This is a genomic window from Corynebacterium sp. HMSC072A02, from assembly GCF_001810085.1.
GTDB classification, from domain to species: Bacteria; Actinomycetota; Actinomycetes; order Mycobacteriales; family Mycobacteriaceae; genus Corynebacterium; species Corynebacterium hesseae.
This window is the reverse complement of record NZ_KV799849.1, coordinates 25,880-47,152: the sequence shown is the minus strand read 5'-3', so window position 1 is coordinate 47,152 and position 21,273 is coordinate 25,880. Positions and strand designations below refer to the sequence as shown.

Here is a 21,273-nt window from a genome sequence, read left to right as displayed (position 1 = left end):
CCGTGGGCTAAATGAAGGTGAATATCATTCAGCGGCGTCGGCGGCGCGGGCGGAAACCACCTGGGCTGCCCGGTGCAGTCGATGAACCACCAGACTCAGTGGAATCCTCCGGATCATCGAAGGTGAGCTCCTCCATCGCCTCGACGGCACGGCGCCCACCGCGACGTGCGGGACGGTAAGGCTCGGCGGAGCGCGCGGCTTCTCCAGATTGGCCGTGCTGTCCTGCACGGCCGGAAGAGGCGGTGTGGGCAGAGCCAGTAATCCGCACGCCCTTCGGGGTTAGTGCCGCACCCAGTGCACGCAGTTCGCCGCCGAGCTTCGACTCGAAGATAGGCCGACCGTTCGCCTTCTCAATAACCACCTTGCTCAAGTGCCCGGCGGCAACCAGCTCGTTGAGTCCTGCAAGCACTGCGGCTAGTACCTCGGTGCGCTCGATTCCCTCAGGAAGGGCGTTGAAGAACGTGGTCAGTGTCTTCCCGCCGCGGGTCAGGTGCGCCACCGGCAAGCCATCCATGAGCACCACCAAGGCACCCGCGGCGCGGGTCGGCCGGGCCGCGGATTCGCCGGCATCCGTAGTGGGCCACGACAGCGCCGCACCATAGGGGTTGGCCGGGTCGGTCGCGGCAAGGACATAGGCCTGCGGCTCGCGGGTGCCGGAGGGCCAGCCCGTAACATCGGGGGAATCATCCACGCCGCGCAGGCGATCAATGACCGCAGGCGTGGAGAACTGCGCGGCCCCCAAGCCTTCAATGACATAGCCGCGCATGGCCTTGCCGGATTCCTCGAAGCCGGAGAGCACTTTATAAGCCAGGGCGAAGCCACCCAGGACGTCCTCGGCCACCACGGATCCGCGGGTGAGCACGCCGTAGCGGTCCAACCAGGCCTCGCCGTGCGCGATGGAGCGCGACGTCGCATCCGTGGCGGCGGGCACGGACAGCGACCACCGCCCCACCACGTCTGGTGCGGCCTGCGCACCAGACACATTGAGCGATTGCGCAAAGGAAGTGCGCCCCATGCGCAGTCGCGAGCGCGATGGTCTGCGCCGCGCGCGATGCGCCGCACGCCCGGCGGGACCGCCTGCGGCAAGGTGGGCCCGGATAGGAGCGAAGGAATCGGGGCTGACCAGACCTGCCTCCACCAGTCCCCAGAGGGCCTCGTGAACCTCCTCGGGCGTACCGCTCAGCTGCGGTTGAATATCGGAGATAAGGTAGCTGCCACCGCCTTGCAAGGCCTCCAGCAGCTGGGTTTGCAGCATGGACACGCCAGCCTCCTCCGCAGAGATCTGCGGGGCGAGCTGTGCGGCATAGTCCGCCGGTAGCAGCATGATCCAGGGGTCGTTCGAGCCAGCCTTGCCCGCGCCCACGATGAGAACCTCGCCGCTGGCGGTGAGCTCATCGAGCATCGTCGGTGAATAATCCCCTACACGCGCAGGCAAGATGAGGCTCTCCCAGGCCGAGGCCGGCAGGCGCACCCCGGCCAGCTGCTCAACGACGGCGAAGACGCCATCCACCCCGCGCAGCACCGGGCGCCGGCCCACCGCCGCCACCTGCTGCCAGTCCGGGAGAAAGCGCCCAAAGGCCGCGGGCGAAACCGGCTGCGTGGCCGCCCGGGCTGCCGCCAGCGAGCGCGAGCGGATGACCTTGAGCACCTCCGCCGCGCAGTACTCCTGCTCCTCTATCCCCTGGCGGTAATGCCCCGCCAGGATGGAATCCAGCCCATTCAGCGTCGAGTGCGCCACCGCGGCCGACAGGCCAAAGGCCTCCTGCACATCGCGCGCCACAAACGGCCCGCGTGTGCGCGCCCAGCGGCTGACTAACTGATCCAGGGCGTCGGTAATCGTGGCCTGCTGGGCGGGGATGCCGGGCGGGACGGGGATGCCCAGGCCGTCGCGAAGCAGCGGCGCATCAAGCGCCTGGGCCACGTGCTCGCGGCCGTTGATGCGCACCCGCATGATCCGCGCACCGAGCGCATCGAGTGCACTCAATGGCACCGTGGCGTGCGCGCCGAACTCATCGACCGGGATGGGGCCCAGCACGCGCAGCAGGTCCGCGACCTCCTCGGTGGTCCGCGCCTGGCGTTCTACAGTGGTGCGCTGCAGCTGGGCGTGGACTTCAGCAATAACTTCAGCGGAGAGAAGCTCGCGCAACTCCACCGTGCCCAGAAGCTTCGCCAACAGCGCGGGGTCTAGGGCCAAGGCCGCCGCGCGCTTTTCCGCCAGCGGCGAGTCCCCCTCATACATGAACGCGCCGGTGTAGTTGAACAGCAGCGAAGATGCGAACGGCGAAGGCTGCTCCGTGGTGACCTCCGCGATGCGAATGCGCCGGTGCGCCAGCTCCCGCATGACCTCCGTGAGCGCCGGCAGGTCGTAGACATCCTGCACGCACTCGCGCACGGTCTCCAGGATGATGGGGAAAGAGGGGTAGTTGCGGGCGACGTCGAGAAGCTGCTCCGCGCGCTGGCGCTGCTGCCACAAAGGCGCGCGCTTGCCCGGGTTACGCCGCGGCAGAAGCAGCGCTCGCGCCGCGCACTCCCGGAAACGAGAAGCAAAGAGCGCGGAGTTTCCCACCTGCTCGGTGACGATGTCCGCTATCTCATCAGCGTCAAAAAGAAAGAGCGCAGCATCCGGGTCCGCCTCCCCCTGCGGCAGGCGCAACACGATACCGTCGTCGCCCGCCACGGCCTGCGCGTCCATACCGGTGCACTCCGCCACGCGCTGACCCACCGCCAGCGCCCACGCCGCATTCACCGGCCTGCCAAACGGGGTGTGCAATAGCACGCGCCAATCCCCCAGCTCATCCGTGAAGCGCTCCAGCAGCAGCGTCTTTTCATCCGGGATGAGCCCGGTGGCCTCGTTCTGCTCGTGCAAGTAGGCGGCGATGTTGCGCCGCGCGTTCTCATCGGCGCCGCGCACCACGGACGGATCCGCGTACGCCTCCCGCCGGAATGCACCCAACGCCTTGCCCAGCTCATAGGGCCGCCCCGCAGAGTCACCGTTCCAGAAAGGCAAACGCCCCGTGTGCCCCGGCGCGGGAGTTACGAGCACCTGGTCGCGCGTAATCTCCTCCACGCGCCAGCTCGTCGCGCCGAGCGTGAAGATATCCCCCACCCGGGTTTCATAAACCATTTCCTCGTCGAGCTCACCCACACGGCGCGGCGCGGAACCGGCCTCACCAGTTCCCACGAGGAACACCCCGAACATGCCGCGGTCCGGAATGGTGCCGCCGTTGGTCACCGCCACGCGCTGCGCGCCGGGGCGCGGGGTGAGCACGCCCGTCACGCGGTCATAGACCACACGTGGTTTCAGCTCCGCAAAATCCGTCGAAGGGTACACACCACTGACCAGGTCCAGCACGGAGTCGAAGACCTCACGCGCCAGGTCCTTATAGGGCCAGGCGCGGCGCACCGTGTCATACCATTCGTCGGCTTCGAGTCCCTCGCTCGTGCCCGCGCTTGCCGACGCCACTACCGCCGCCACCGTCTGCTGTGCCAAGACATCCAACGGGTTGCGCGGGGCGTGCATCTCCTCAATGAGGCCGTCCTGCATGCGGGCGACGGTGAGTGCCGACTGCACCAGGTCCGCGCGGTGCTTGGGATAGAAGGAACCATGCGAGACCGCGCCGACGGAGTGCCCGGCGCGGCCCACGCGCTGCAGGCCGGAAGCCACCGACGGCGGCGATTCCACCTGCACTACTAGTTCCACCGCACCCATGTCGATGCCCAGCTCCAGGGAGCTCGTGGCCACCACGGCCTTGAGCGTGCCTTCCTTGAGCATGGTTTCCGTCAATGCGCGCTCATCTTTGGACACCGAGCCGTGGTGCGCGCGGGCAATGACAGCCGGGGCCTTGCCGGCGACGTCGACCTGCTTCATCAGCTGGGCTGGGTCGCGCCGGGTAGCCGGGCTCAAGGACTCCGGATCGTGCTCCTGGGCATAAAGCTCGTTGAGCCGGCTGGTGAGCCGCTCGGCGGTGCGGCGCGAGTTGACGAAGACGAGCGTGGAGCGCTTCTCCATGACTTCGGCGTAGAGCTCTTCTTCGATGAAGGGCCAGATGGATTTCGCCGTGGGCAGGGCGGAATCTCCAACCCCGCCCTGCGTGTTAGTTTCCCCGCGCTGCGCGTGTAAGCGCAACGCGTCTTGGGGGCCTTCGGTGATGCCAAGGGGGTCGTCGACAGTCGCCTCCCCGATGGGCGAGCCCTGCTCCGGGGTGGGCAGGTCCGACATGTCCTCGACCGGCACGTGGACGTCGAGCTGCCAGCACTTCTTTGCGGGCGGGGCGATGATATCCACGGGGCGGTCGCCGCCTAAGAAGTTCGCGACAGCACTCAGCGGGCGCACCGTGGCGGAAAGCCCGATGCGTTGGAACTCCCCTGCGATGAGCCCGAGGCGCTCCAAAGTCAACGCTAGGTGCACGCCGCGCTTAGTGCCGGCCAGGGCGTGGATTTCATCGATGATGACGGTATCCACGGTCTTCAAAATGCCCGCCGCCTTGGAGGTGAGCATCAGGTAGGCCGATTCCGGCGTGGTGATGAGGATGTCCGGTGGCTTGCGCACCTGGCGGGCGCGCTCTGCCTGCGGGGTATCCCCGGAGCGCACGCCAACGGTAATATCCGGCACCTCCTGGCCCAGCCGTTCAGCGGTGCGGGCAATGCCGTTGAGCGGGGCGCGCAAATTGTTCTCGACGTCCACGCCCAAAGCCTTGAGTGGTGAGATATACAGCACTCTCACGCCATCATGCGCGCCCTCGCGGGAGGGTTCATTGCTCAGCGGCAGGGCGGTCTGGCCTTCGCGCTCCACCAAGGAATTCAAGGCCCACAGGAAAGCCGCGAGCGTCTTACCGGAACCGGTTGGCGCCACAACCAGTGCGTTCGCGCCGCCGGAAATCGCCTCCCACGCCTGCTCTTGGACCGGGGTGGGGGCGGCGAAAACGTCCTGGAACCAACCGGCCACCTGCGGGCGGAACTTCGCCAGAACGTTTTTGGACATGCCCTACTGTATCGCGCGCGCTAATCTGGTCACTATGACCGTTGAGATTTCTGATTCCCGTCTAACCAACTCCCTCGCCGATGGCTGTGGCGAGATCCTCAAAGGCGTGCGCAACGGTGGCCTGCTGCGCGGCTTGGCGCTGGGTGATGCCGGCGATGAAGCCGCTCAGGAATGGATCGCCCGCGTCCTTGAGCAGCACCGCCCGCAGGATGGCGTCCTGTCGGAAGAGGCTGCCGATGACTTGAGCCGTTTGAAGAAGAACCGCGTGTGGATCATTGACCCGCTCGACGGCACCAAGGAATTCGCCACCGGCCGCCAGGACTGGGCCGTCCACATCGCGCTGGTAGAAAACGGCACCCCGATCCACGCGGCCGTCGGCATGCCGGACATGGGCGTGACATTTAAGTCCTCCGATGTGCGCGCGGTGACGGGCCCGCTGTCGAAGAAGTTCGTGGTCTCCCGCAACCGCCCGCCAAAGGTTGCGGGTTATGTCGCGGAGAAGATGGGCTTTGAAACTGTCGGCGCGGGCTCCGCGGGCGCGAAGGCCATCCACGTGCTCTTGGGTGACTATGACGCTTATATCCACGCCGGTGGCCAGTACGAGTGGGACCAGGCCGCCCCGGTGGGCGTGGCTCTGGCCGCGGGCCTGCACTGCTCGCGTCTGGACGGCTCCCCCATCAAGTTCAATAACGAGGACACCTTCATCCCGGATCTTTTGATCTGCCGCCCGGAGCTAGCAGACGAGATTCTGGAGCACGCCGCCGCCTACGCGGAGGCCAACGGCGGCTACTAAGCCCCACGCGCTGCGCTAGCTACCTACGCAGCGCAAGAAAGTCAGATTCCCAACTCGTCAGCCAGACGAGAAACCATTCGAGCATGAAACTCATGGTAGTCATGCAGCGTGTCTGTGCCGAGGTAACCGAATACCTCGGCATTAATCACGCCAATTATCTGTATCCACACCTCAAGCGCCTTTTCCATGACGTCAGTGGGAAGCTCCACATCAAGCTCCTCAGAGGTCGCCGCAAGGTCTTGCGAGAACTGAGATGAACGCGGTTCTAGCTCTTTAACCGAGGCCTCAGTTAACAACGCGGCCAGACGCCTACTAACTTTCGTACCCGCGCCCGTTGTCTCTGAAGCAGGCGCTTCGTATCCAATGATGGGTGTGCCATAAATAAGCGCCCACCTTTGAGGAAACTCCAAGGCCCACGCCCTCATGGCAAACACAAGGCGCAGGAATCTGTCCCGCGTCTCGGTAGCCTCACCGATTCCTCGCGCGACGGCATCATCAAGTGCTTCAAACGCATCAACGATCAGCATCGTTAATAGGTGGGCCCTGTCGGGCACATAGCGGTAGATACCCGAAGAAACTATCCCCAAATCACGTGCAATTGCACGAAGATTCAAGGCTTCTGGGCCGCCTTTATCAAGCTGCTCCCGCCCTACCTCAACAATGCGCAACATCGTCTGTTCGCGAGCACGCGCTCTTGGGGTCATTGACATATAGAAACTATATCAACAAGAAAGAGAGCACTGCTCTTGAATCTGAGTAACTGCAATTATAGAATTAGAGAGCACTAGTCACTATTTAGAGCAGAGGTCACCTAATGCATTTTCTCATCACCGGGGCAGGCCCCGTGGGCCGATCACTTTCACGCGAACTCGCTAAAAGAGGGCACACATGCACAATCATGACGCGACGGCAGCCCCATTTCGCCGCCAGTAGGAACGTGCAGTTCAAGAAAGGCGATGCAACACACAGTGACGCGTACCCAGAACAGATCGACGGAATTGCCCACTGCATCCATGCCCCATACGACGCACAAAAGTGGCGCGACCTGCTCATTCCAGCTGAAGAAACCGTGCTAGAGGTAGCCGCCCAACGGGGCATCCCCGTTGTCTTTCCCGAATCGATGTATGGGTTCGACCAGACTTACGAGGTAATTTCGCCTGACACGCCCCGAACCCGATCCCACAATGGCAAACCCGGTGTTCGAGCGACCCTAATCGAGAACCGCTTAGCCTCTCCCTCGCGCACTACCTCGGTAATCGCGGCCGATCTGTACGGACCCGATGCCGGCCCCGGATGCGTTTACCATCAGCTCATCATTGGGAAGAAGCGTCCCCTTGCTCTTTTTAACGCACACGCTAAACACTCGGTCACGTACCTTCCCGATTTCGCCCGTGCGCTAGCTGACGCACTACTGAACGAATCGACACCCCCTATAGTTTCCACGCCTTGCGCGCCCGCGCTCACCCAAGCTGAATTTGCTCGACGCGCCGGATGCCAACACTCCCCCATCACGATTCGCCCATGGATGCTGAAGCTAGGTGGCATTGTCAGCACGGACCTGCGAGGCCTACAAGAAATGAGCTACCTGTGGGACCGTCCCTCCATTCTTACCGGAGCTAAGTCCGCATGGCAGGCGACCCCAACCGACGAAGCATTAAAGGCTATTCATCAAGCTCAGTCGGCGTAGTGACAAATCCAACCACTAGTAGCCCTACCTCACTACCTAAGACTTTTTGAACGCTCTACACTTGGACGTCATGAGTGAAAATCCCACTGCTTCTTCATCCCTCAAAACACCGTACGAGGACCTCCTGCGCCGTGTCCTCGAAGAAGGCGCACCCAAAGGCGACCGCACCGGTACCGGCACCCTCTCCCTGTTCGGCGCCCAGCTGCGCTATAACTTGGCGGAGTCTTTTCCCCTGCTGACCACCAAGAAGGTCTACTTCCACGGCGTGATTGGTGAGCTGCTGTGGTTCCTGCGCGGCGACTCCAATGTGAAGTGGCTGCAGGAAAACAAGGTCCGCATCTGGAACGAGTGGGCCGATGAGGACGGCGAGCTGGGCCCTGTCTACGGCGTGCAGTGGCGCTCCTGGCCCACTCCGGATGGCCAGCACATCGACCAGATCCAGGTCGCCTTGGACACGCTCAAGAACAACCCGGATTCGCGCCGCAACTTGGTCTCCGCGTGGAACGTTTCTGAGCTGGACAAGATGGCGCTCATGCCCTGCCACCTGCTCTTCCAGCTCTACGTCGCGGACGGCAAACTCTCCATGCAGGTTTACCAGCGCTCCGCCGACATGTTCCTCGGCGTTCCCTTCAACCTGGCTTCCTATGCCGCGCTGACCCACATGTTCGCCCAGCAAGCAGGTCTAGAGGTAGGCGATCTCATCTGGACGGGTGGGGATTGCCACATCTACAACGACCACATCGAACAGGTCAAGGAGCAACTGTCCCGCGAGCCCCGCGAGTACCCGCAGCTTATCCTCCACAAGGCCGAAAGCCTCTTTGACTATAGCTTCGATGATTTTGAGGTCATCGGCTACGACCCCCACCCCACCATCAAGGCGCAGGTGTCCGTTTAATGCTGGGCGCAATCTGGGCTCAATCCCTCGACGGGGTCATTGGTGACGGCGTGGTCATGCCCTGGCACGTGCCGGAGGACCTCAAGCACTTCAAAGAGGTCACCATGGGCGCGCCTGTCATCATGGGCCGCAAGACGTGGGAGTCCCTCAACCCCAAGTTCCGCCCGTTGCCAGGCCGGGAGAACATTGTGCTGTCCAGCCGTCAGCCGGGCGAATGGTCCGCGGGTGCCACCGTGGTGGACAACCTCGACGCCGCACTTGACGCCACGCTTGACGACGCCTGGATCATCGGCGGCGGCCAGCTCTACAGCTCCGCCCTCGACCGCGTGGATACAATCGAGCTCACCCTCATGGGTGTACAAGTCGGCGATGCCTACGGCGCAGATGCCGTCCTGGCCCCGAGCGTTCCGGAGGAATTCAGCCTATCTGCCGATAGTGACTGGCTGACCTCCGAATCAGGCCACCTCACCATTCCCGGCCAGCCGCCCAGCGAGCTGCCGATGAAATACCGTTTCCTCACCTACGACAGAAAGGCTGCTGCTTAATGAGCACCAACGTTGCCACTCCCGAAACCACTGAGCACGTCACCATCTTCTTCGCCGATTGGTGCCCGTTCTGTGCCAAGCTGATCAAAAACCTGGACCGCACCGAAACCCCATACGAGCTCGTCAACGTCGAAGCGGATTCCCCCGACACCGCCGACATCAACGCCTGGATCGAGTCCGTCAACGACGGCAACCGCATCGTGCCCACCGTCCTCTACTCCGACGGCACCCACGCCACCAACCCTTCCGCCAGCGAGGTCCGCGCCAAGTACGCGGAGCTGGCCGGCGAATAAACGAAAGGCGACGCATTTAACGCCGCCCCACGCGGGGCTGCTAGTCTTACCTAGGTGCGCAACGCACCCCCGCCCCAGTAGCTCAGGGGATAGAGCACGGCTCTCCTAAAGCCGGTGTCGGAAGTTCGAATCTTCTCTGGGGCACGCTGTGAAGTCTCGAGACATCGTTCCGGTCGGTGTCTCGAGATTTTTTAGTTGCCCCGACTGGGGTTGAGTTCGTTGTCTTTCTAGTTGTAGTAGATCTTTTCTTCGGTGAGTGTGTAGGCGGCGATTTGTGCCCCAGTGATGGCTATTTTGACGTCGACGTGGTTGTCGATGCAGACCATGGTGATTGGTTCCCCGCCCCATCTGCGTCCGATGTAGAGGCGGCGTAGTTTGCCTCCCCATCGCAGGGTTGTCTTGCCGTTGGTGCCGATTTTGTCGGTACTTAGTCGGTAGTCGTGGTCTGGTTTGATGTCTACTTATCTGCATTCACCCCCATTAAGGGTGAATCTTCAGATCAAAACTTGAAATGTTTTATAAACAGTATTACCTAACTTAGGTAAGCCTTACCTTTCCTGCTGTTCATAAATCGAGGTTTACTATGACCCAACAGTCCTCTACGCCCGCACGGAGTGCAAGCTCATCCAGTGGGTCGACGGCACGTTTAAACACCAGAGATCTCATCAACGCTGGCATCTTTGCTGCACTTTACTTTGTAATCACCTTTGTAAGCGGAATGATTGGATTCGCAGGACCACAATTCATGTTTATTGGATGGTTCATCGCGGCAATCGCAAACGGAATCGTGCTAGCGCTTTATGCCGCCCGCACGCCCAAAATGGGTGCTTTCACCCTCGTCGGTGGTATTAACGGACTAGCATTCATGCTCACCGGACACTACTTCTGGACCCTGCTGGGAAGCATAATTCTAGGGTTTATCGCGGATTTGATTATTACAAAAAGCCACCTCAGTATTGCCAAATCCTTCCCTATTGCCTACAGCGTCTTCTGTGTCTGGATTTCTATGCCTTTTATCCCGCTAATTCTGGATACGGACTCCTACTACGTCGATATCGCAGACCAAATGGGTCAAGAATATGCCGATGCCATGTCGGATATCTTCCAGCCATGGACCATTGGAGTACTGGCCATTTGTGCGCTCATCGTCGGCTTTATCGGAGGAAAGGTCGGAGTTCGCGTCAGCCGCAAACACTTTGAAAGCGCTGGTCTCCTGTGAGCCTGCCAAAACAGGGCGTGCTTCATCGATCTTCGATCGATCCACGGACCGTGCTGCTTTCTGTTCTAGTAATCAATGCGGTAGCTCTCAGCCACGGCCACCTACCGACACTGCTGATTTCTATCGCTTTCAGCTCCATCGCACTAGCTACAGTAAAGCCACACTATGGTCTTATTTGCCTGTTCGCTTTTGCATTATCCTATCTAGGGTACTGGGGCCTATTACAGCTTCCTGGCTCCACATTTTTCGCTTTTTCAGCGGCAATTTTTTCGTGGCTAAGCCGTTTTGTCATCAGCATGTCCATCGGCACATTCGGCTTGCTCACTCTCACACCATCCACGTTGACCTCAGCACTGCGGGACCTGCGTTTACCAGGCTGGGCCACCATTCCACCGGCGGTATTCCTGCGCGTTTTGCCGATCATCGTGGCAGAAGCCAAAGCCATCCGCGATGCCATGGTCCTTCGGGGTCTCCAGCCTGGAGTAAAAAGCTGGATCACACAGCCCACACAATCGTCCGCGATGTTGATCATCCCCTTATTAGGTGCCGTCGTCCGCGCTGGTGATGAGCTCGCTGCCTCTGCTCTTGTCCGGGGATTGGGAGGACCCGCACGCCCAACCACCACCGCCGATCTTTCCTTCAAGCTTGTCGATGCAACTGCACTAGCTGGGTTGGGCCTCGTTGTTGCCTCTGTCTGGCTTCCCACGGAGGTCCACTTATGAACGAACGCAGTATCGCAACCAGTGTAGACGCCCACAACGTTTCTTTTACATATCCATTGGGAGCTCGGCCAGGTATTCAAGGTGTATCTGATGTGTCTTTTTCTGTCTCTCCAGGACAGTGTCTACTGATTACCGGTGATTCCGGATCGGGAAAGTCCACGGTACTCAAGTTGATCAACGGACTCATCCCCCATTTCAATCCAGGAGAGCTACTAGGCACCATCACTATTATAAAGGATGACCAGGCTTTTACCCCTGCGGAAGAACCGCTGTCCCGAGCCATCGAGTTCAGCGCCTCAGTATTCCAGAATCCAAGGACACAATTTTTCACTGAAAGCGTCAATGCAGAATTGGCCTTCGGGCTAGAAAACCTTGGTGTAGATCCCAAAGAAATTGAGTCGAGGATTCAATCAGCGGTCGAGCTACTAGGCATTAACGATCTTCGGGGCCGGCGATTCAAAGAATTATCCGGTGGGCAGTTACAAACCGTGGCATGCGCATGCGCGCTTGTGTCCCCGGGCAGTCTCGTGCTTCTCGATGAACCCACGTCCAATCTCTCTATGGAAAGCATCGATATTCTTGCACGCGTGCTACACCGCTTGAAGGAATTAGGCACAACGATCATTATCGCTGATCACCGTCTCTTTTTCTTAAAAGATATCGCTGACCAAGTTATTTACTTGACTCAGGGAAAAATAACGCGGAGTTTCCGCGCTCAGGAGTTTTATGCCTTAGACGAACCCGAACGCAAACAATTGGGGCTACGCAGCTTACACCATGTTCCCCTGCCCGCGAGCGTGCCGGTACCACCCACGCTCGAAAACGCCGATCCCCAGCGGAGCGGACTCGAGCTAAGCAACATCTGTTTTTCTTATGGCGCACATGAGGTATTAAACATTGACCACGCATTTTTCCCCAGCGGCGAAGTCACCGCCTTAATCGGGCCCAACGGCGCTGGAAAAACCACCCTCGCCAGGATCATTTGTGGTCTTGCTTCTCCCAAACGCGGCGGTAGTCTCCGTTTGAACAGCAAACGAGTAGGAGCGGCTGCCCGCAGACGTGCCGCGTACATGGTGATGCAAGATGTTGGCCGCCAATTATTCGCAGCCACCACCGAAGAAGAAGTCACGCTCGGACTGGCAAAGAAGAAGCGGGACCACATCGATGTCAATGAGATTCTCCATCGCCTCGATCTGGCAGGAATGGCCCAACGGCATCCGCAGTCTCTGTCCGGTGGGCAACGGCAACGCTTAGCCATAGCTTCAGCCCAAGCCGAGCAAGCAGCGATCTACATCTTCGATGAACCTACCTCTGGCGTGGGCTGGCGCCAACTGCAATCCATCTCTGCGCTACTTCGATCTCTTGCAGCAAGCGGAGCAGTGGTCATCGTCATCACCCATGACCACGAATTCATCCAAGAATCAGTCACCAGAATCATCGATATGACTGACATCAACAAGAATTGAGAAAGAAATGTCTGAACTAAAACAAAGTTCCACAGAATCAAGCAGAACCCACGCACCAGAATCACACGGTGCGTCACCGGAAGAAGAGGCTCGCGCAAAACTAAAAGCCGGCCAGGTCGCTCTAAAAAAACTACTGGCCCCAGTGCAAACAACCATCTACTTCGCACAGTTTCTCGCGCTTATATCCTCGGTACTCGCCGTAGCACCCTACGTCGCGTTGGTGGCACTGGGAAATGCTCTAATCGACGGCAATACTGATGACGTCGCGTCCATTGTGAAATGGCTACTTGCTGCATTTTTGGGCCAGCTATTCTTCTATTTCCTTGCCCTTGCAATCACCCACTTCGCTGATGCAAAGTTGGTGGGGATTAACCGGCGCCGAATTATTACCGCTATTGCGAAAGCACCACTCTCGTGGTTTAGCCAGACTAATTCCGGCAAAGTCCGCAAAGCCGTCGAGGACGATACGTTAACTCTGCACACCCTGACAGCCCATGCTCCTGTAGAGAAGGTCGCCGCGATCTTTACGCCCCTCGCGCTTCTGGTTTATGCCTTTATCTTGGATTGGCGCCTTGGTCTACTTTCTATTGCCACTGTGCCCATTTTCCTAGCAATCCAAGCATATTCAATGAAAGATATGGGCACAAAAACTGCGGAAATGGATAATTATCTGGGTGAGGTCTCTGCGACTGCGGTGGAGTTCTCCGAAGGTATTTCCGTCGTCAAGGCTTTCGGCACCGTTGGCAAAGCCCACGCTCGATATCGCGAAGCTGCCCAAAAATTCGCGGAATTCTATTACGAGTGGGTACGTCCGCTTCTGCGTGTTTCCGCAATCTCAGAGTCTGTGGTGGCGGTTCCTGTCCTCATCCTTATCAATCTAGGAGTCGGTTCCCTGCTGATAGCTGGTGGCTATGTCACGGTCGCTGAAGTCATCGCAACAACGTTAATTGCGCTGGTGCTCCCGGGCACGATTCAAACCGTCGGCCAAATGATGTGGTCTTACCAGCTCGCTGGCAATGCGGCGTTGCGCCTTGATGAAGTCATGACAATTTCCCATGTGAAAGAAGGCCAAAAGAGCCTCGACGCCAATAGTCAAGACATGGAGGTGGAGTTCCATAAGGTCAGCTTTAGCTACGCCCCAGACACACCAGTCCTCCAAGACTTTTCTGCGCAACTAAATGCAGGCACTGTCACGGCATTGATTGGCCCCTCCGGGTCTGGCAAATCCACAGCAGCAACGATGTTGGCGCGTTTCCAGGATCCAGATTCGGGCACAATCACTATCAACAACGTGGATATCCGTGATCTCACTTTCGACAGTTTGTACCGCACTGTGGCTTTCGTCTTACAAGATCCTCACTTACTGCGTATGAGTATTCGGGAAAACATTCGCCTTGCACGCCCAGAAGCCCGCGATGAAGAGATCTGGCAAGCCGCAGAGGCTGCGCACATAGCTGCTGATATTCGCGCTTTACCGGCTGGGCTCGACACCGTTGTTGGTGAGGACACCTCTTTATCCGGTGGACAACAGCAACGCATTTCTATTGCCCGGGCAATCATTACCAATGCCCCAATCTTGATCCTGGATGAAGCTACTGCGGCAACTGATCCTGACTGCGAAGCAGAAATTCAAGCAGCTCTAGCCACACTCGTCAGAGGCAAGACCGTCTTAGTCATCGCCCACAAGCCGGAGTCCATCCAAGGAGCAGACCAAATAATCTGCCTCAAGCCTATGAAGGATAATTCTCATGTCTAATGCCACTACGCCTGTTAGTTCGCGTCTTCGTGATCCGCTACTCACTCGCAGTGTCAAAAAGCTGCAAAGTCCTGTAGGCCATAAGCTCAATAAAAGGTATGCTTGTCTATCGCTTATCGTTGGCGTGCTTGATGGCCTCGCCGTTCTCACGCTCGTGCCACTTACAAAGGCACTCGATGGGGATACGACGATCGCACCATGGATGTGGACGCTTTTGGCAATTGCGCTCGTAGCTTTTGCGCTACGATTTTTCGCAACCATGGCCTCTTACCACACGGCCTTGGATTTCATCCGAGCCGCGCACACGACTGTGGGCGATAAATTAGCAACGCTACCGCTCGGCTGGTTCGTACCGGCTAATACCGGCGGCCTATCTCGCCTCGTTTCAGATCGCTTTATGGTGGCGGCCGAGACCATTGCGCATATTCAAGGAACGATATACCGCGATAGCGCGGCACTTGTCACCTTGTTAGTAGGAGCGTGTTTCTGGAACCCGAAGCTGGGCTTGGTCCTTCTTATCATCGCACCATTGGCGCTCGTGGTGATGCAGTTGGCTGCATGGATTCGTGAGAAAGCATCGAACCGCGCACTGGGGCCGAGTAAAGAGCTCTCCCAGCGCATCGTAGAATTTGCTAACCGTCAACCAGCCCTGCGCGCGGCAGGACAATCACAAGTTTTTGCGCCACTAGAGCAAGCGCTAGAAATCGACCATAAAGCACGAATACGCGAGCTATGGGTATCCACATTAGCTTTGCTACTCAACGGCATAGTAGTGCAGATCTTCATTGTGGCTCTCATTATGGTCTCCGCGGATCTTGCCGTTGAAGGCGCCCTATCGCCACTAGAAACAATTGCGATCATCGGAATCAGCTTGAGGTTTACCCGCACGCTTGAGCAGCTGGGTTCTTCTTTCGTCGGTTTAGATGCCGGCCGTATCGCGCTCACAGAAACTGAGCTCATCACCGATGCCCCTTCCCTACCGGAACCCACTACTCCGCGCCCAGGCGATGGTTCGGGAAGTGTAGAGCTGCGTAATGTCACGTTTGGATACGGCGATAAACCAGTATTGGTAGATATCGCTTTCCATGCTCGACCAGGCACCGTTACCGCCATTGTCGGTCCTTCTGGCTCCGGAAAGACCACAATTGCGCGCCTTATTTCGCGATTCTGGGATGTAGATTCCGGGGCGGTGATGGTTGACGGCGTAGATATCCGCGAGCTTGGAACCGAACAGTTAATGTCCAGACTGTCCATGGTTTTTCAGGATGTCTACCTCTTCGACGACTCGTTAATCGCTAATATCCGCGTTGGTCGTCCCGACGCCTCCGATGAGGAAGTCTTCCGCGCAGCTGATCTTTCAGGCGTGACTTCTATTGCCAACCGCCTAGGGTGGCATACTCCTGTTGGTGAAGGCGGTCGGCTTCTATCCGGTGGTGAACGCCAGCGCGTATCTGTAGCTCGCGCGCTTCTCAAGCAAGCGCCGATTGTACTCTTTGATGAGGCTACCTCCGCGCTCGATGCAGAAAATGAGGCAAACATTCTTGCTGCGATGGACGAGCTACGGGAGCAATCTACTTTTATTGTCATCGCCCATAAGCTGGATACAATCAAATCTGCTGATCAAATCGTAGTCTTGGATGAACACGGGCAAGTCAGCCAGCTGGGCACGCATTCTGAGCTTTCCGATGTCCCCGGTATCTACCGTCACTTCTGGCAGCAACGCAAAGCAGCACGCGGGTGGAAAATCAGTTCGGGACGCGATTAACGCGGGCACCGAGATCGGCGTTGTTTGCGGGGGCACCCTTCTCCCCCATTACGTTGTTGGCAGTTCCGCTTGAAGGAACTCAGGATTCGTACTCCTAGCCCCATGCTGGGGCAGGTTATGTTTGTCTGCGTTCCTTCTGCCTTGGGGCAGTGGAACTAGTCGCTGGCTTCGGTATGGCTTGTTTTCGTCCCTGTCTGAAAATGATCCGGGGGGTGATGCCGCCGAAGGCAGTGGCATACTCCAGACTGCTAATAGGAACCTGACCCGCACAGAATGTGCGAGGTCTCAAAGTAATGTGGATGCCAGCGTGAAGTATGTCCGACCACCAGCGATGAAATAAGTCCCATACTCATTCAATTCGCTAGGAGGTCTGGCATGACCTACGACTATGTCATCGGCATGGACGTCGGTAAATACTTTCACCACGCTTGCGTCTTAGATATCGACGGCACCCAGGTGCTATCTAAGCGCATCAACCAAAACGAAAAATCCCTGCGCGTGAGGTAGCTGACTGGGGTGTATTGCTCCATAACTTCAACACTGTCTACCGCAGGTGGATGGACGAGAGGACCAGGGTTAAAGACCCTGATACAGGAAATTGGACATGGGTATGGACACATTCCAACGTGCGAAAGGCCTACAACAGTCTGAACCATCTATGGCGCCAAGGCATGCTCTTTGTCTACATCAATCAACCTAAAGGCGTCTTAGAACCTGCCCGCATCAAATCTACGACCAACAGTCTTGAAGGCGGGATTAACGCTCGCCTGAAAGAGATTGCGCGTGCTCACCGGGGCAGAACAAATGAACACCAGCGCAAAATGCTGGACTGGTGGCTGTACCTAAAAACAGAACTGCCCGACGATCCACTACGCATCGCCAGACAGTCCCACTGGGGCCAGGACCAACTCGCCAAAGTATCCATCCTGACCCACACCGAGAACCAAGCCGACCACGAAACAGGACGACCAGCCCTCTACGACAACGGTATCGACACCGAGTACACCCACTCAATCGGCATCCAAAAAGGCCAAATCTAACCCCAGCGACACGCCGAGCCAGACACACATTTTGACCCTTAACCCGCTAAAATCCGCCCAGGGCCATCACAATAGAAAACCCCCGCCTCAATGTGAGTCGGGGGACGGAGGGTGAACGGTAACTAGTTCAGACCCGGGATCTGCGGCAGCTTCGGCTGCGGGATGTTAAGACCGAAGATGCGGTTGATGGTCGGGATGAGGCCGTAGGCGGCACCGCCGACGACTGCAATGACGGCGATGATGGGGAGGATAACCTTCGCGCCACGGCTGGAGCCTGCGAAGAAGGCCGCAGCCATATCGTCGGCAGAAGGCTCCTTCGTGTTGGTCGGCTTAGAAGGCTTGGTCGGCTCGGTAGGCGTCGTAGTGGAGCTCGACGGCTCTTCCTCCTTCACGGCCGGGCGCGCGGTGAGCCACTCGTCGGAGTCCAGAACGCCCTGGGTCAGGCGGGTCTCACCAATCCAGCCGTACCACGGGTCCTGCGGCTTGCGGCTATCAAAGCCAGCGCCCATAACCCACTGCAGGTCGCGCGGGAGGAGGCCTTCAGCACCCTTGGCGTTGCGCAGGATGGGTGCACCGTTGATGAACATCTCTACGGTGTCGGAATCCGGCTTGTTGACTACGGCGATGTGCATCCACTCCTCGGTGGGAACCTCGTGGGACCAGACAGTCGAACCTTCGCCTTCCTTCGGTTCCGCCCACCAGCGCAGCTCACGGAGGTTAGAAATGCCGAACATGACGGTGGGGTCGGTGTCCTCGGATCCGTCGACAAGCTCGGCGATGCTGGAGTCGCGGGAGAGCGCACTCCCCCAGCCGTGCTCAGAGCCGTTGAAGTCCTTCGGAATCTTCACGAAGGACTCAAAGGTGTAGCCCTCGGAGGTATCGACCTTGTTGATCTCCGCGCCTTCCTTGGACCGAAACTCTGCCATCGCGAGCTTGCCAGCTGGGTCGGACCAGTAGAGGGAGCCAGAATCAGAGGACAACGGGTGGTGGTCCTTGGTGTAGGTGATGCGCTCACCCGTGTTGGAAGGACCACCCTCGCGAACGAGGTCACCGGCACCATCAGCACCGAAGACATCCGGAATGACTGCGCCTTCGGTGGCCACGTCGCCGTCGGCAAGCTGCTTGCCGTCCGTGTTCTTGGTCTGCCCCGGGCGCCAGTGGAAGACGGTCTTGTCGGACTTCACGAAGTCATTCGGGCCCTCCGGCAGCTGGTCCTTCGGGATGGTGTACGGGGTGTAGCCTTCCTCAGCGATGTCGCGGGCCTTCTGACCGAGGTCCGGGTCGTTTTCATCGCCAATGGTCCAGTCCGGGGCGAAGTCAGCGAAACGCTCCTTGAAGTTGAGCGGCACGTGATAGCTATCGCCTGTGCCGTCGAGGATGAGCTTGTCGAACTGCGTGAGCTCCTTCGCTGGTTTCTGCGCGACCCACGGGGACAGGGCGGTCATCTCCAGCTCATTGCCGCTCAGGTCGAACTCGAGCACGCCGAGCAGACCGTTACCGCCCTGGTAAGCCATCTGGTAGTCCTGCAGGATGCCGATGACGTCGTGGCCTGCATCGTTCTTGTCCACGCGGTAGCCCGCGCCGTGGTGGTGGCCGCCCATGGTCAAGAAGATCTGGTCGTTCTTCTTAATGAACTTGTCCCACAGGCCCTGGCCATAGTCATCGGAGTAGAAAACCTCGCCAGCACCATCGAGGTTGAGCACCTCGTGGCTGGTGAGGATGACCGGCAGGTCCGGGTGCGCATCGAGAACGCCTTGCGCCCACTCCAGAGCCGCATCATCCGCGCGCCAGCCCAGCGCCAGGACCAGGTACTTCTGGCCCTCGGCCTCAAAAATGTGGTACTCGGAGTCATTGTTGACCGCGGTGTGGCGCTCTTGGAAGGTTTCCGGGTTGGCGGTCTTGGCGCGCTCGGCACTGAAGTAGACGTCGTACGGGTGCGCTGACTTATCCTCAATCATGTCGTGGTTGCCCGGCAAGATGGAGTAGTTCAGGTCGGAATCATCGAGGACCTTCATCGCCTCATCAGCAACCTTCCACTCCCCCTCGACGTCCGCCTGGTCCACCACGTCACCGAGGTGGGTAGCGAAGTCCATGTTGAGCGCCTGCTGGTTCTTCACCAGCCACTCGGTCTGCGCCTTAAAAGGCTCGCTACCGTAGCGCGCTTGCGCCAGGTTGCCGGTTTCCGGGGTGGAGTAACGGGAATAGAACTGAGTATCCGGCAGCACACCGATGCTGAAGCGCGAACCTAGGCCTTCCACCGACTCATCGGCAGAAGCAGGGACAATAAGGAACGTACCGGCCACCGAGGCGGTGACCACGGTGCCGAGCAGGCGGCGAGAAGCCATAGTTCTTCCAATCACAGTGAATAAAGCCAAAAGAGACATAAGAAATGTATTCTCCATAGCTTTCCCTCACGTAACGACCGCATGAACGCACGTTTAAATGATTACCCGCCGCTAGGATGAACGCTCATGAGCAATATCACTAAGAAATACAACGTCGACGTCACCCGCGTTGATACCGGTCGCTACCGCGCCACGAACACTGCGGGCGCGACCCTCGAATTCGGCACGGGCGACGGACTGCTAAGTCCGGTCGAGCTGTTGCTCGCTGCCGTGGCGGGCTGCTCGGCCGTGGACGTCGACGTGGTCACCTCCCGGCGCACGGAGCCGGAGCTTTTCGACGTCCACGTAGAAGGCACCCGCGTCAACGAGGACGGCGCCTCAAGGCTTAGCGACGTCAACGTGGAATTCTCCCTCCGCTTCCCCGATACCGATGCCGGCCGTCAGGCCCAGTCCATGGTGGAGCGCCTCGTGCGCATCTCCCACGAGAAGGACTGCACCGTCTCCCGCACGGTAGAAAACCCCACCAACGTCACGTTCCGCACGACCCAGCCCTAAGCCCACTCCGCTTTAAGCGCCTTTAGAGCGCTTTAAGCGAAAGGGTTATCGTCGCGCGAAGGGTTCTCCTCCCACGATTCAACGAAGGGGTTGTCCATGGCTTGCTGCATAGTGTGGGAGCCATCCCCGAATGGGTTGTGCCCGGCATCGGAGCGCTGGCGGCGGTAGCGCTCCAGATCCGCCTGTGCCATATAGCCCAGCTCTTCGCCGTCCACCACGATCCAGGGAAGCGGGTTCGGATCCACCATACGGCGCGGCTGCCCTTGGTGTGGCGAGGACAACATGGTGCGGATATCCGTCCGAGCCTGGTCCAGTTCCCCAAGATCCTTTGGACTCATTGAGGTTTTAATAGTCTTGCCGCCGCCGGTTCCAACCACCTCAGCCTTGAGCATGCTAAAAGAAAAGACTCCTGAAGGAATCGAGGGATTGCGCATGTCCACCTTGTCGAAGGCAAGGACGTCGTCATCGTCGAAAACCAGGATGAGCCCTTGCGGGGTGATGTACACCCAGGCCTCGTGCTGCATATCGACGTCTACCCGGTAAAACCCAATGAGCGGCTCGTCCGGCTCCAGCAGCCCATAGGCGTTGAGTTGTATCGTTCCCACACCACCACACTGCGCAAAGCCGTGATCCCACAGGTAGTGCATCTGACCTTGCAGCAACACTTCCCACAAGCCACGAATGAAGTCAGACAGGAGAGCGCCGTACTTATTGGCTAGCGGCTTGTGGATGCGCAGGTAGCCCGAGCGGATCTCAAACACGATCGGGTACGTCAGGGGCAGTGATTCGACGAAAGCCTCATCGATATGCAGGCGGCCATTATTCGCCTCGATGAATTCTTCCGCGGGGAAAAGATGCTCCACCACGAGGGTGTTTCCTTCTTCACGGGTATCGAGGATCCACTGAGAGTTCCGACGGCAGTTCTCGATGTAACCCTGAAGCACCGCTTGCACCTCAGCATCGCTGAACTGCTGGTGGTTCAGCCGGAACACGCTGTCGCCCTGAATGAAACGCATTCTCAGCTCTTCAGCCATACTTATTCCTCCGTCTTATGGGGCTCCGTGCACGTTTATGGCTCTGCGAGGCGCACCTGTGCACCCACCCATACTAATTGTGGTGCAATTTTAGACCATCGTGGCTAAAGTGACTTCAGATACTTTCTTCGGCCCCATCTTTGTCAGCCCACTTGACCCTCGCTAGGAGAACTCCAT

At 58.7% G+C, this 21,273-nt stretch carries 15 protein-coding genes, 1 tRNA gene and 3 pseudogenes; 14 read left to right on the top strand and 5 right to left on the bottom strand.

Features of this window, described 5'->3' with window-relative positions; all coding sequences use genetic code 11:
• Positions 1–28: 28 nt before the first annotated feature.
• Positions 29–4,981, bottom strand: coding sequence for an Lhr family ATP-dependent helicase (locus HMPREF2698_RS07405; protein WP_070563310.1), 4,953 nt, complete (start codon positions 4,979–4,981; stop codon positions 29–31).
• Positions 4,982–5,015: 34 nt separating this feature from the next.
• Between HMPREF2698_RS07405 and HMPREF2698_RS07400 the strand changes: the two genes are divergently transcribed.
• The gene (locus HMPREF2698_RS07400) at positions 5,016–5,774 is read left to right on the top strand and encodes a 3'(2'),5'-bisphosphate nucleotidase CysQ (RefSeq protein WP_210386592.1); all 759 of its coding nucleotides are present in this window, start codon (positions 5,016–5,018) and stop codon (positions 5,772–5,774) included.
• Positions 5,775–5,815: 41 nt separating this feature from the next.
• Here HMPREF2698_RS07400 and HMPREF2698_RS07395 read toward each other — a convergent pair whose 3' ends face one another.
• Positions 5,816–6,484, bottom strand: coding sequence for a TetR/AcrR family transcriptional regulator (locus HMPREF2698_RS07395; RefSeq protein ID WP_070563307.1), 669 nt, complete (start codon positions 6,482–6,484; stop codon positions 5,816–5,818).
• A gap of 104 nt (positions 6,485–6,588) precedes the next feature.
• Here HMPREF2698_RS07395 and HMPREF2698_RS07390 point away from each other — a divergent pair, with 104 nt between their 5' ends.
• The 5 genes from HMPREF2698_RS07390 (at position 6,589) to HMPREF2698_RS07370 (ending at position 9,338) form a co-directional block, all read left to right on the top strand.
• Entirely contained in the window at positions 6,589–7,461 is an 873-nt protein-coding gene (locus HMPREF2698_RS07390) for an NAD-dependent epimerase/dehydratase family protein (RefSeq protein WP_070563304.1), read from the top strand.
• Positions 7,462–7,531: 70 nt separating this feature from the next.
• Positions 7,532–8,356, top strand: a complete 825-nt coding sequence (locus HMPREF2698_RS07385; protein WP_070563301.1) for a thymidylate synthase — start codon at positions 7,532–7,534, stop codon at positions 8,354–8,356.
• Positions 8,356–8,901 carry a dihydrofolate reductase gene (locus HMPREF2698_RS07380; protein WP_070520619.1) on the top strand — a complete coding sequence of 182 codons (546 nt, stop codon included), beginning with the start codon at positions 8,356–8,358 and terminating at the stop codon, positions 8,899–8,901. Before HMPREF2698_RS07385 ends, HMPREF2698_RS07380 begins: the two co-directional genes overlap by 1 nt.
• The gene (locus tag HMPREF2698_RS07375; protein WP_010187687.1) at positions 8,901–9,194 is read left to right on the top strand and encodes a mycoredoxin; all 294 of its coding nucleotides are present in this window, start codon (positions 8,901–8,903) and stop codon (positions 9,192–9,194) included. Before HMPREF2698_RS07380 ends, HMPREF2698_RS07375 begins: the two co-directional genes overlap by 1 nt.
• Positions 9,195–9,265: 71 nt before the next feature.
• Positions 9,266–9,338, top strand: a tRNA-Arg gene (locus HMPREF2698_RS07370).
• Positions 9,339–9,359: 21 nt separating this feature from the next.
• Here HMPREF2698_RS07370 and HMPREF2698_RS12955 read toward each other — a convergent pair.
• Positions 9,360–9,637, bottom strand: a pseudogene (locus HMPREF2698_RS12955) (IS481 family transposase); the annotation flags it as partial.
• Positions 9,638–9,777: 140 nt separating this feature from the next.
• Between HMPREF2698_RS12955 and HMPREF2698_RS07360 the strand changes: the two are divergent.
• The 7 genes and pseudogenes from HMPREF2698_RS07360 to HMPREF2698_RS07330 form a co-directional block, all read left to right on the top strand.
• Positions 9,778–10,413, top strand: coding sequence for an MptD family putative ECF transporter S component (locus tag HMPREF2698_RS07360; protein WP_012714931.1), 636 nt, complete (start codon positions 9,778–9,780; stop codon positions 10,411–10,413).
• The gene (locus HMPREF2698_RS07355) at positions 10,410–11,135 is read left to right on the top strand and encodes an energy-coupling factor transporter transmembrane component T family protein (protein ID WP_070529419.1); all 726 of its coding nucleotides are present in this window, start codon (positions 10,410–10,412) and stop codon (positions 11,133–11,135) included. Before HMPREF2698_RS07360 ends, HMPREF2698_RS07355 begins: the two co-directional genes overlap by 4 nt.
• Complete coding sequence (locus HMPREF2698_RS07350) at positions 11,132–12,601, top strand: ABC transporter ATP-binding protein (RefSeq protein WP_012714930.1); 1,470 nt, start codon at positions 11,132–11,134, stop codon at positions 12,599–12,601. The genes HMPREF2698_RS07355 and HMPREF2698_RS07350 overlap by 4 nt, the downstream gene beginning before the upstream one ends.
• A gap of 7 nt (positions 12,602–12,608) precedes the next feature.
• The gene (locus HMPREF2698_RS07345; RefSeq protein WP_070529421.1) at positions 12,609–14,357 is read left to right on the top strand and encodes an ABC transporter ATP-binding protein; all 1,749 of its coding nucleotides are present in this window, start codon (positions 12,609–12,611) and stop codon (positions 14,355–14,357) included.
• Positions 14,350–16,122, top strand: coding sequence for an ABC transporter ATP-binding protein (locus HMPREF2698_RS07340; RefSeq protein WP_029158873.1), 1,773 nt, complete (start codon positions 14,350–14,352; stop codon positions 16,120–16,122). The genes HMPREF2698_RS07345 and HMPREF2698_RS07340 overlap by 8 nt, the downstream gene beginning before the upstream one ends.
• A gap of 375 nt (positions 16,123–16,497) precedes the next feature.
• A pseudogene (locus HMPREF2698_RS07335) lies at positions 16,498–16,620 on the top strand (transposase); the annotation flags it as partial.
• 2 nt (positions 16,621–16,622) lie between these two features.
• A pseudogene (locus HMPREF2698_RS07330) lies at positions 16,623–17,162 on the top strand (IS256 family transposase); the annotation flags it as partial.
• A gap of 122 nt (positions 17,163–17,284) precedes the next feature.
• Here the strand turns inward: HMPREF2698_RS07330 and HMPREF2698_RS07325 are convergent.
• On the bottom strand, positions 17,285–19,507 hold the full coding sequence (locus tag HMPREF2698_RS07325) for a LamG-like jellyroll fold domain-containing protein (RefSeq protein WP_070531607.1): 2,223 nt from the start codon (positions 19,505–19,507) through the stop codon (positions 17,285–17,287).
• Between the two features lie 126 nt (positions 19,508–19,633).
• Between HMPREF2698_RS07325 and HMPREF2698_RS07320 the strand changes: the two genes are divergently transcribed.
• Positions 19,634–20,062, top strand: a complete 429-nt coding sequence (locus tag HMPREF2698_RS07320) for an OsmC family protein (RefSeq protein WP_070531604.1) — start codon at positions 19,634–19,636, stop codon at positions 20,060–20,062.
• A 32-nt stretch (positions 20,063–20,094) separates the two neighbouring features.
• On the opposite strand, the gene HMPREF2698_RS07315 is transcribed toward HMPREF2698_RS07320, so the two are convergent.
• Positions 20,095–21,078: a hypothetical protein gene (locus HMPREF2698_RS07315; protein ID WP_232748466.1), complete on the bottom strand. Its 984-nt coding sequence runs from the start codon at positions 21,076–21,078 to the stop codon at positions 20,095–20,097.
• Between the last annotated feature and the right edge of the window lie 195 nt (positions 21,079–21,273).

Excerpts from the sequence above, each read along its gene's own strand:
- HMPREF2698_RS07340 (WP_029158873.1), top strand. The coding sequence starts at position 14,350 with ATGTCTAATGCCACTACGCCTGTTAGTTCGCGTCTTCGTGATCCGCTA.
- HMPREF2698_RS07380 (WP_070520619.1), top strand. The coding sequence starts at position 8,356 with ATGCTGGGCGCAATCTGGGCTCAATCCCTCGACGGGGTCATTGGTGAC.
- HMPREF2698_RS07395 (WP_070563307.1), bottom strand. The coding sequence starts at position 6,484 with ATGTCAATGACCCCAAGAGCGCGTGCTCGCGAACAGACGATGTTGCGC.
- HMPREF2698_RS07350 (WP_012714930.1), top strand. The coding sequence starts at position 11,132 with ATGAACGAACGCAGTATCGCAACCAGTGTAGACGCCCACAACGTTTCT.
- HMPREF2698_RS07375 (WP_010187687.1), top strand. The coding sequence starts at position 8,901 with ATGAGCACCAACGTTGCCACTCCCGAAACCACTGAGCACGTCACCATC.
- HMPREF2698_RS07315 (WP_232748466.1), bottom strand. The coding sequence starts at position 21,078 with ATGCGTTTCATTCAGGGCGACAGCGTGTTCCGGCTGAACCACCAGCAG.
- HMPREF2698_RS07325 (WP_070531607.1), bottom strand. The coding sequence starts at position 19,507 with ATGGCTTCTCGCCGCCTGCTCGGCACCGTGGTCACCGCCTCGGTGGCC.
- HMPREF2698_RS07390 (WP_070563304.1), top strand. The coding sequence starts at position 6,589 with ATGCATTTTCTCATCACCGGGGCAGGCCCCGTGGGCCGATCACTTTCA.
- HMPREF2698_RS07405 (WP_070563310.1), bottom strand. The coding sequence starts at position 4,981 with ATGTCCAAAAACGTTCTGGCGAAGTTCCGCCCGCAGGTGGCCGGTTGG.
- HMPREF2698_RS07385 (WP_070563301.1), top strand. The coding sequence starts at position 7,532 with ATGAGTGAAAATCCCACTGCTTCTTCATCCCTCAAAACACCGTACGAG.
- HMPREF2698_RS07320 (WP_070531604.1), top strand. The coding sequence starts at position 19,634 with ATGAGCAATATCACTAAGAAATACAACGTCGACGTCACCCGCGTTGAT.
- HMPREF2698_RS07345 (WP_070529421.1), top strand. The coding sequence starts at position 12,609 with ATGTCTGAACTAAAACAAAGTTCCACAGAATCAAGCAGAACCCACGCA.
- HMPREF2698_RS07360 (WP_012714931.1), top strand. The coding sequence starts at position 9,778 with ATGACCCAACAGTCCTCTACGCCCGCACGGAGTGCAAGCTCATCCAGT.
- HMPREF2698_RS07400 (WP_210386592.1), top strand. The coding sequence starts at position 5,016 with ATGACCGTTGAGATTTCTGATTCCCGTCTAACCAACTCCCTCGCCGAT.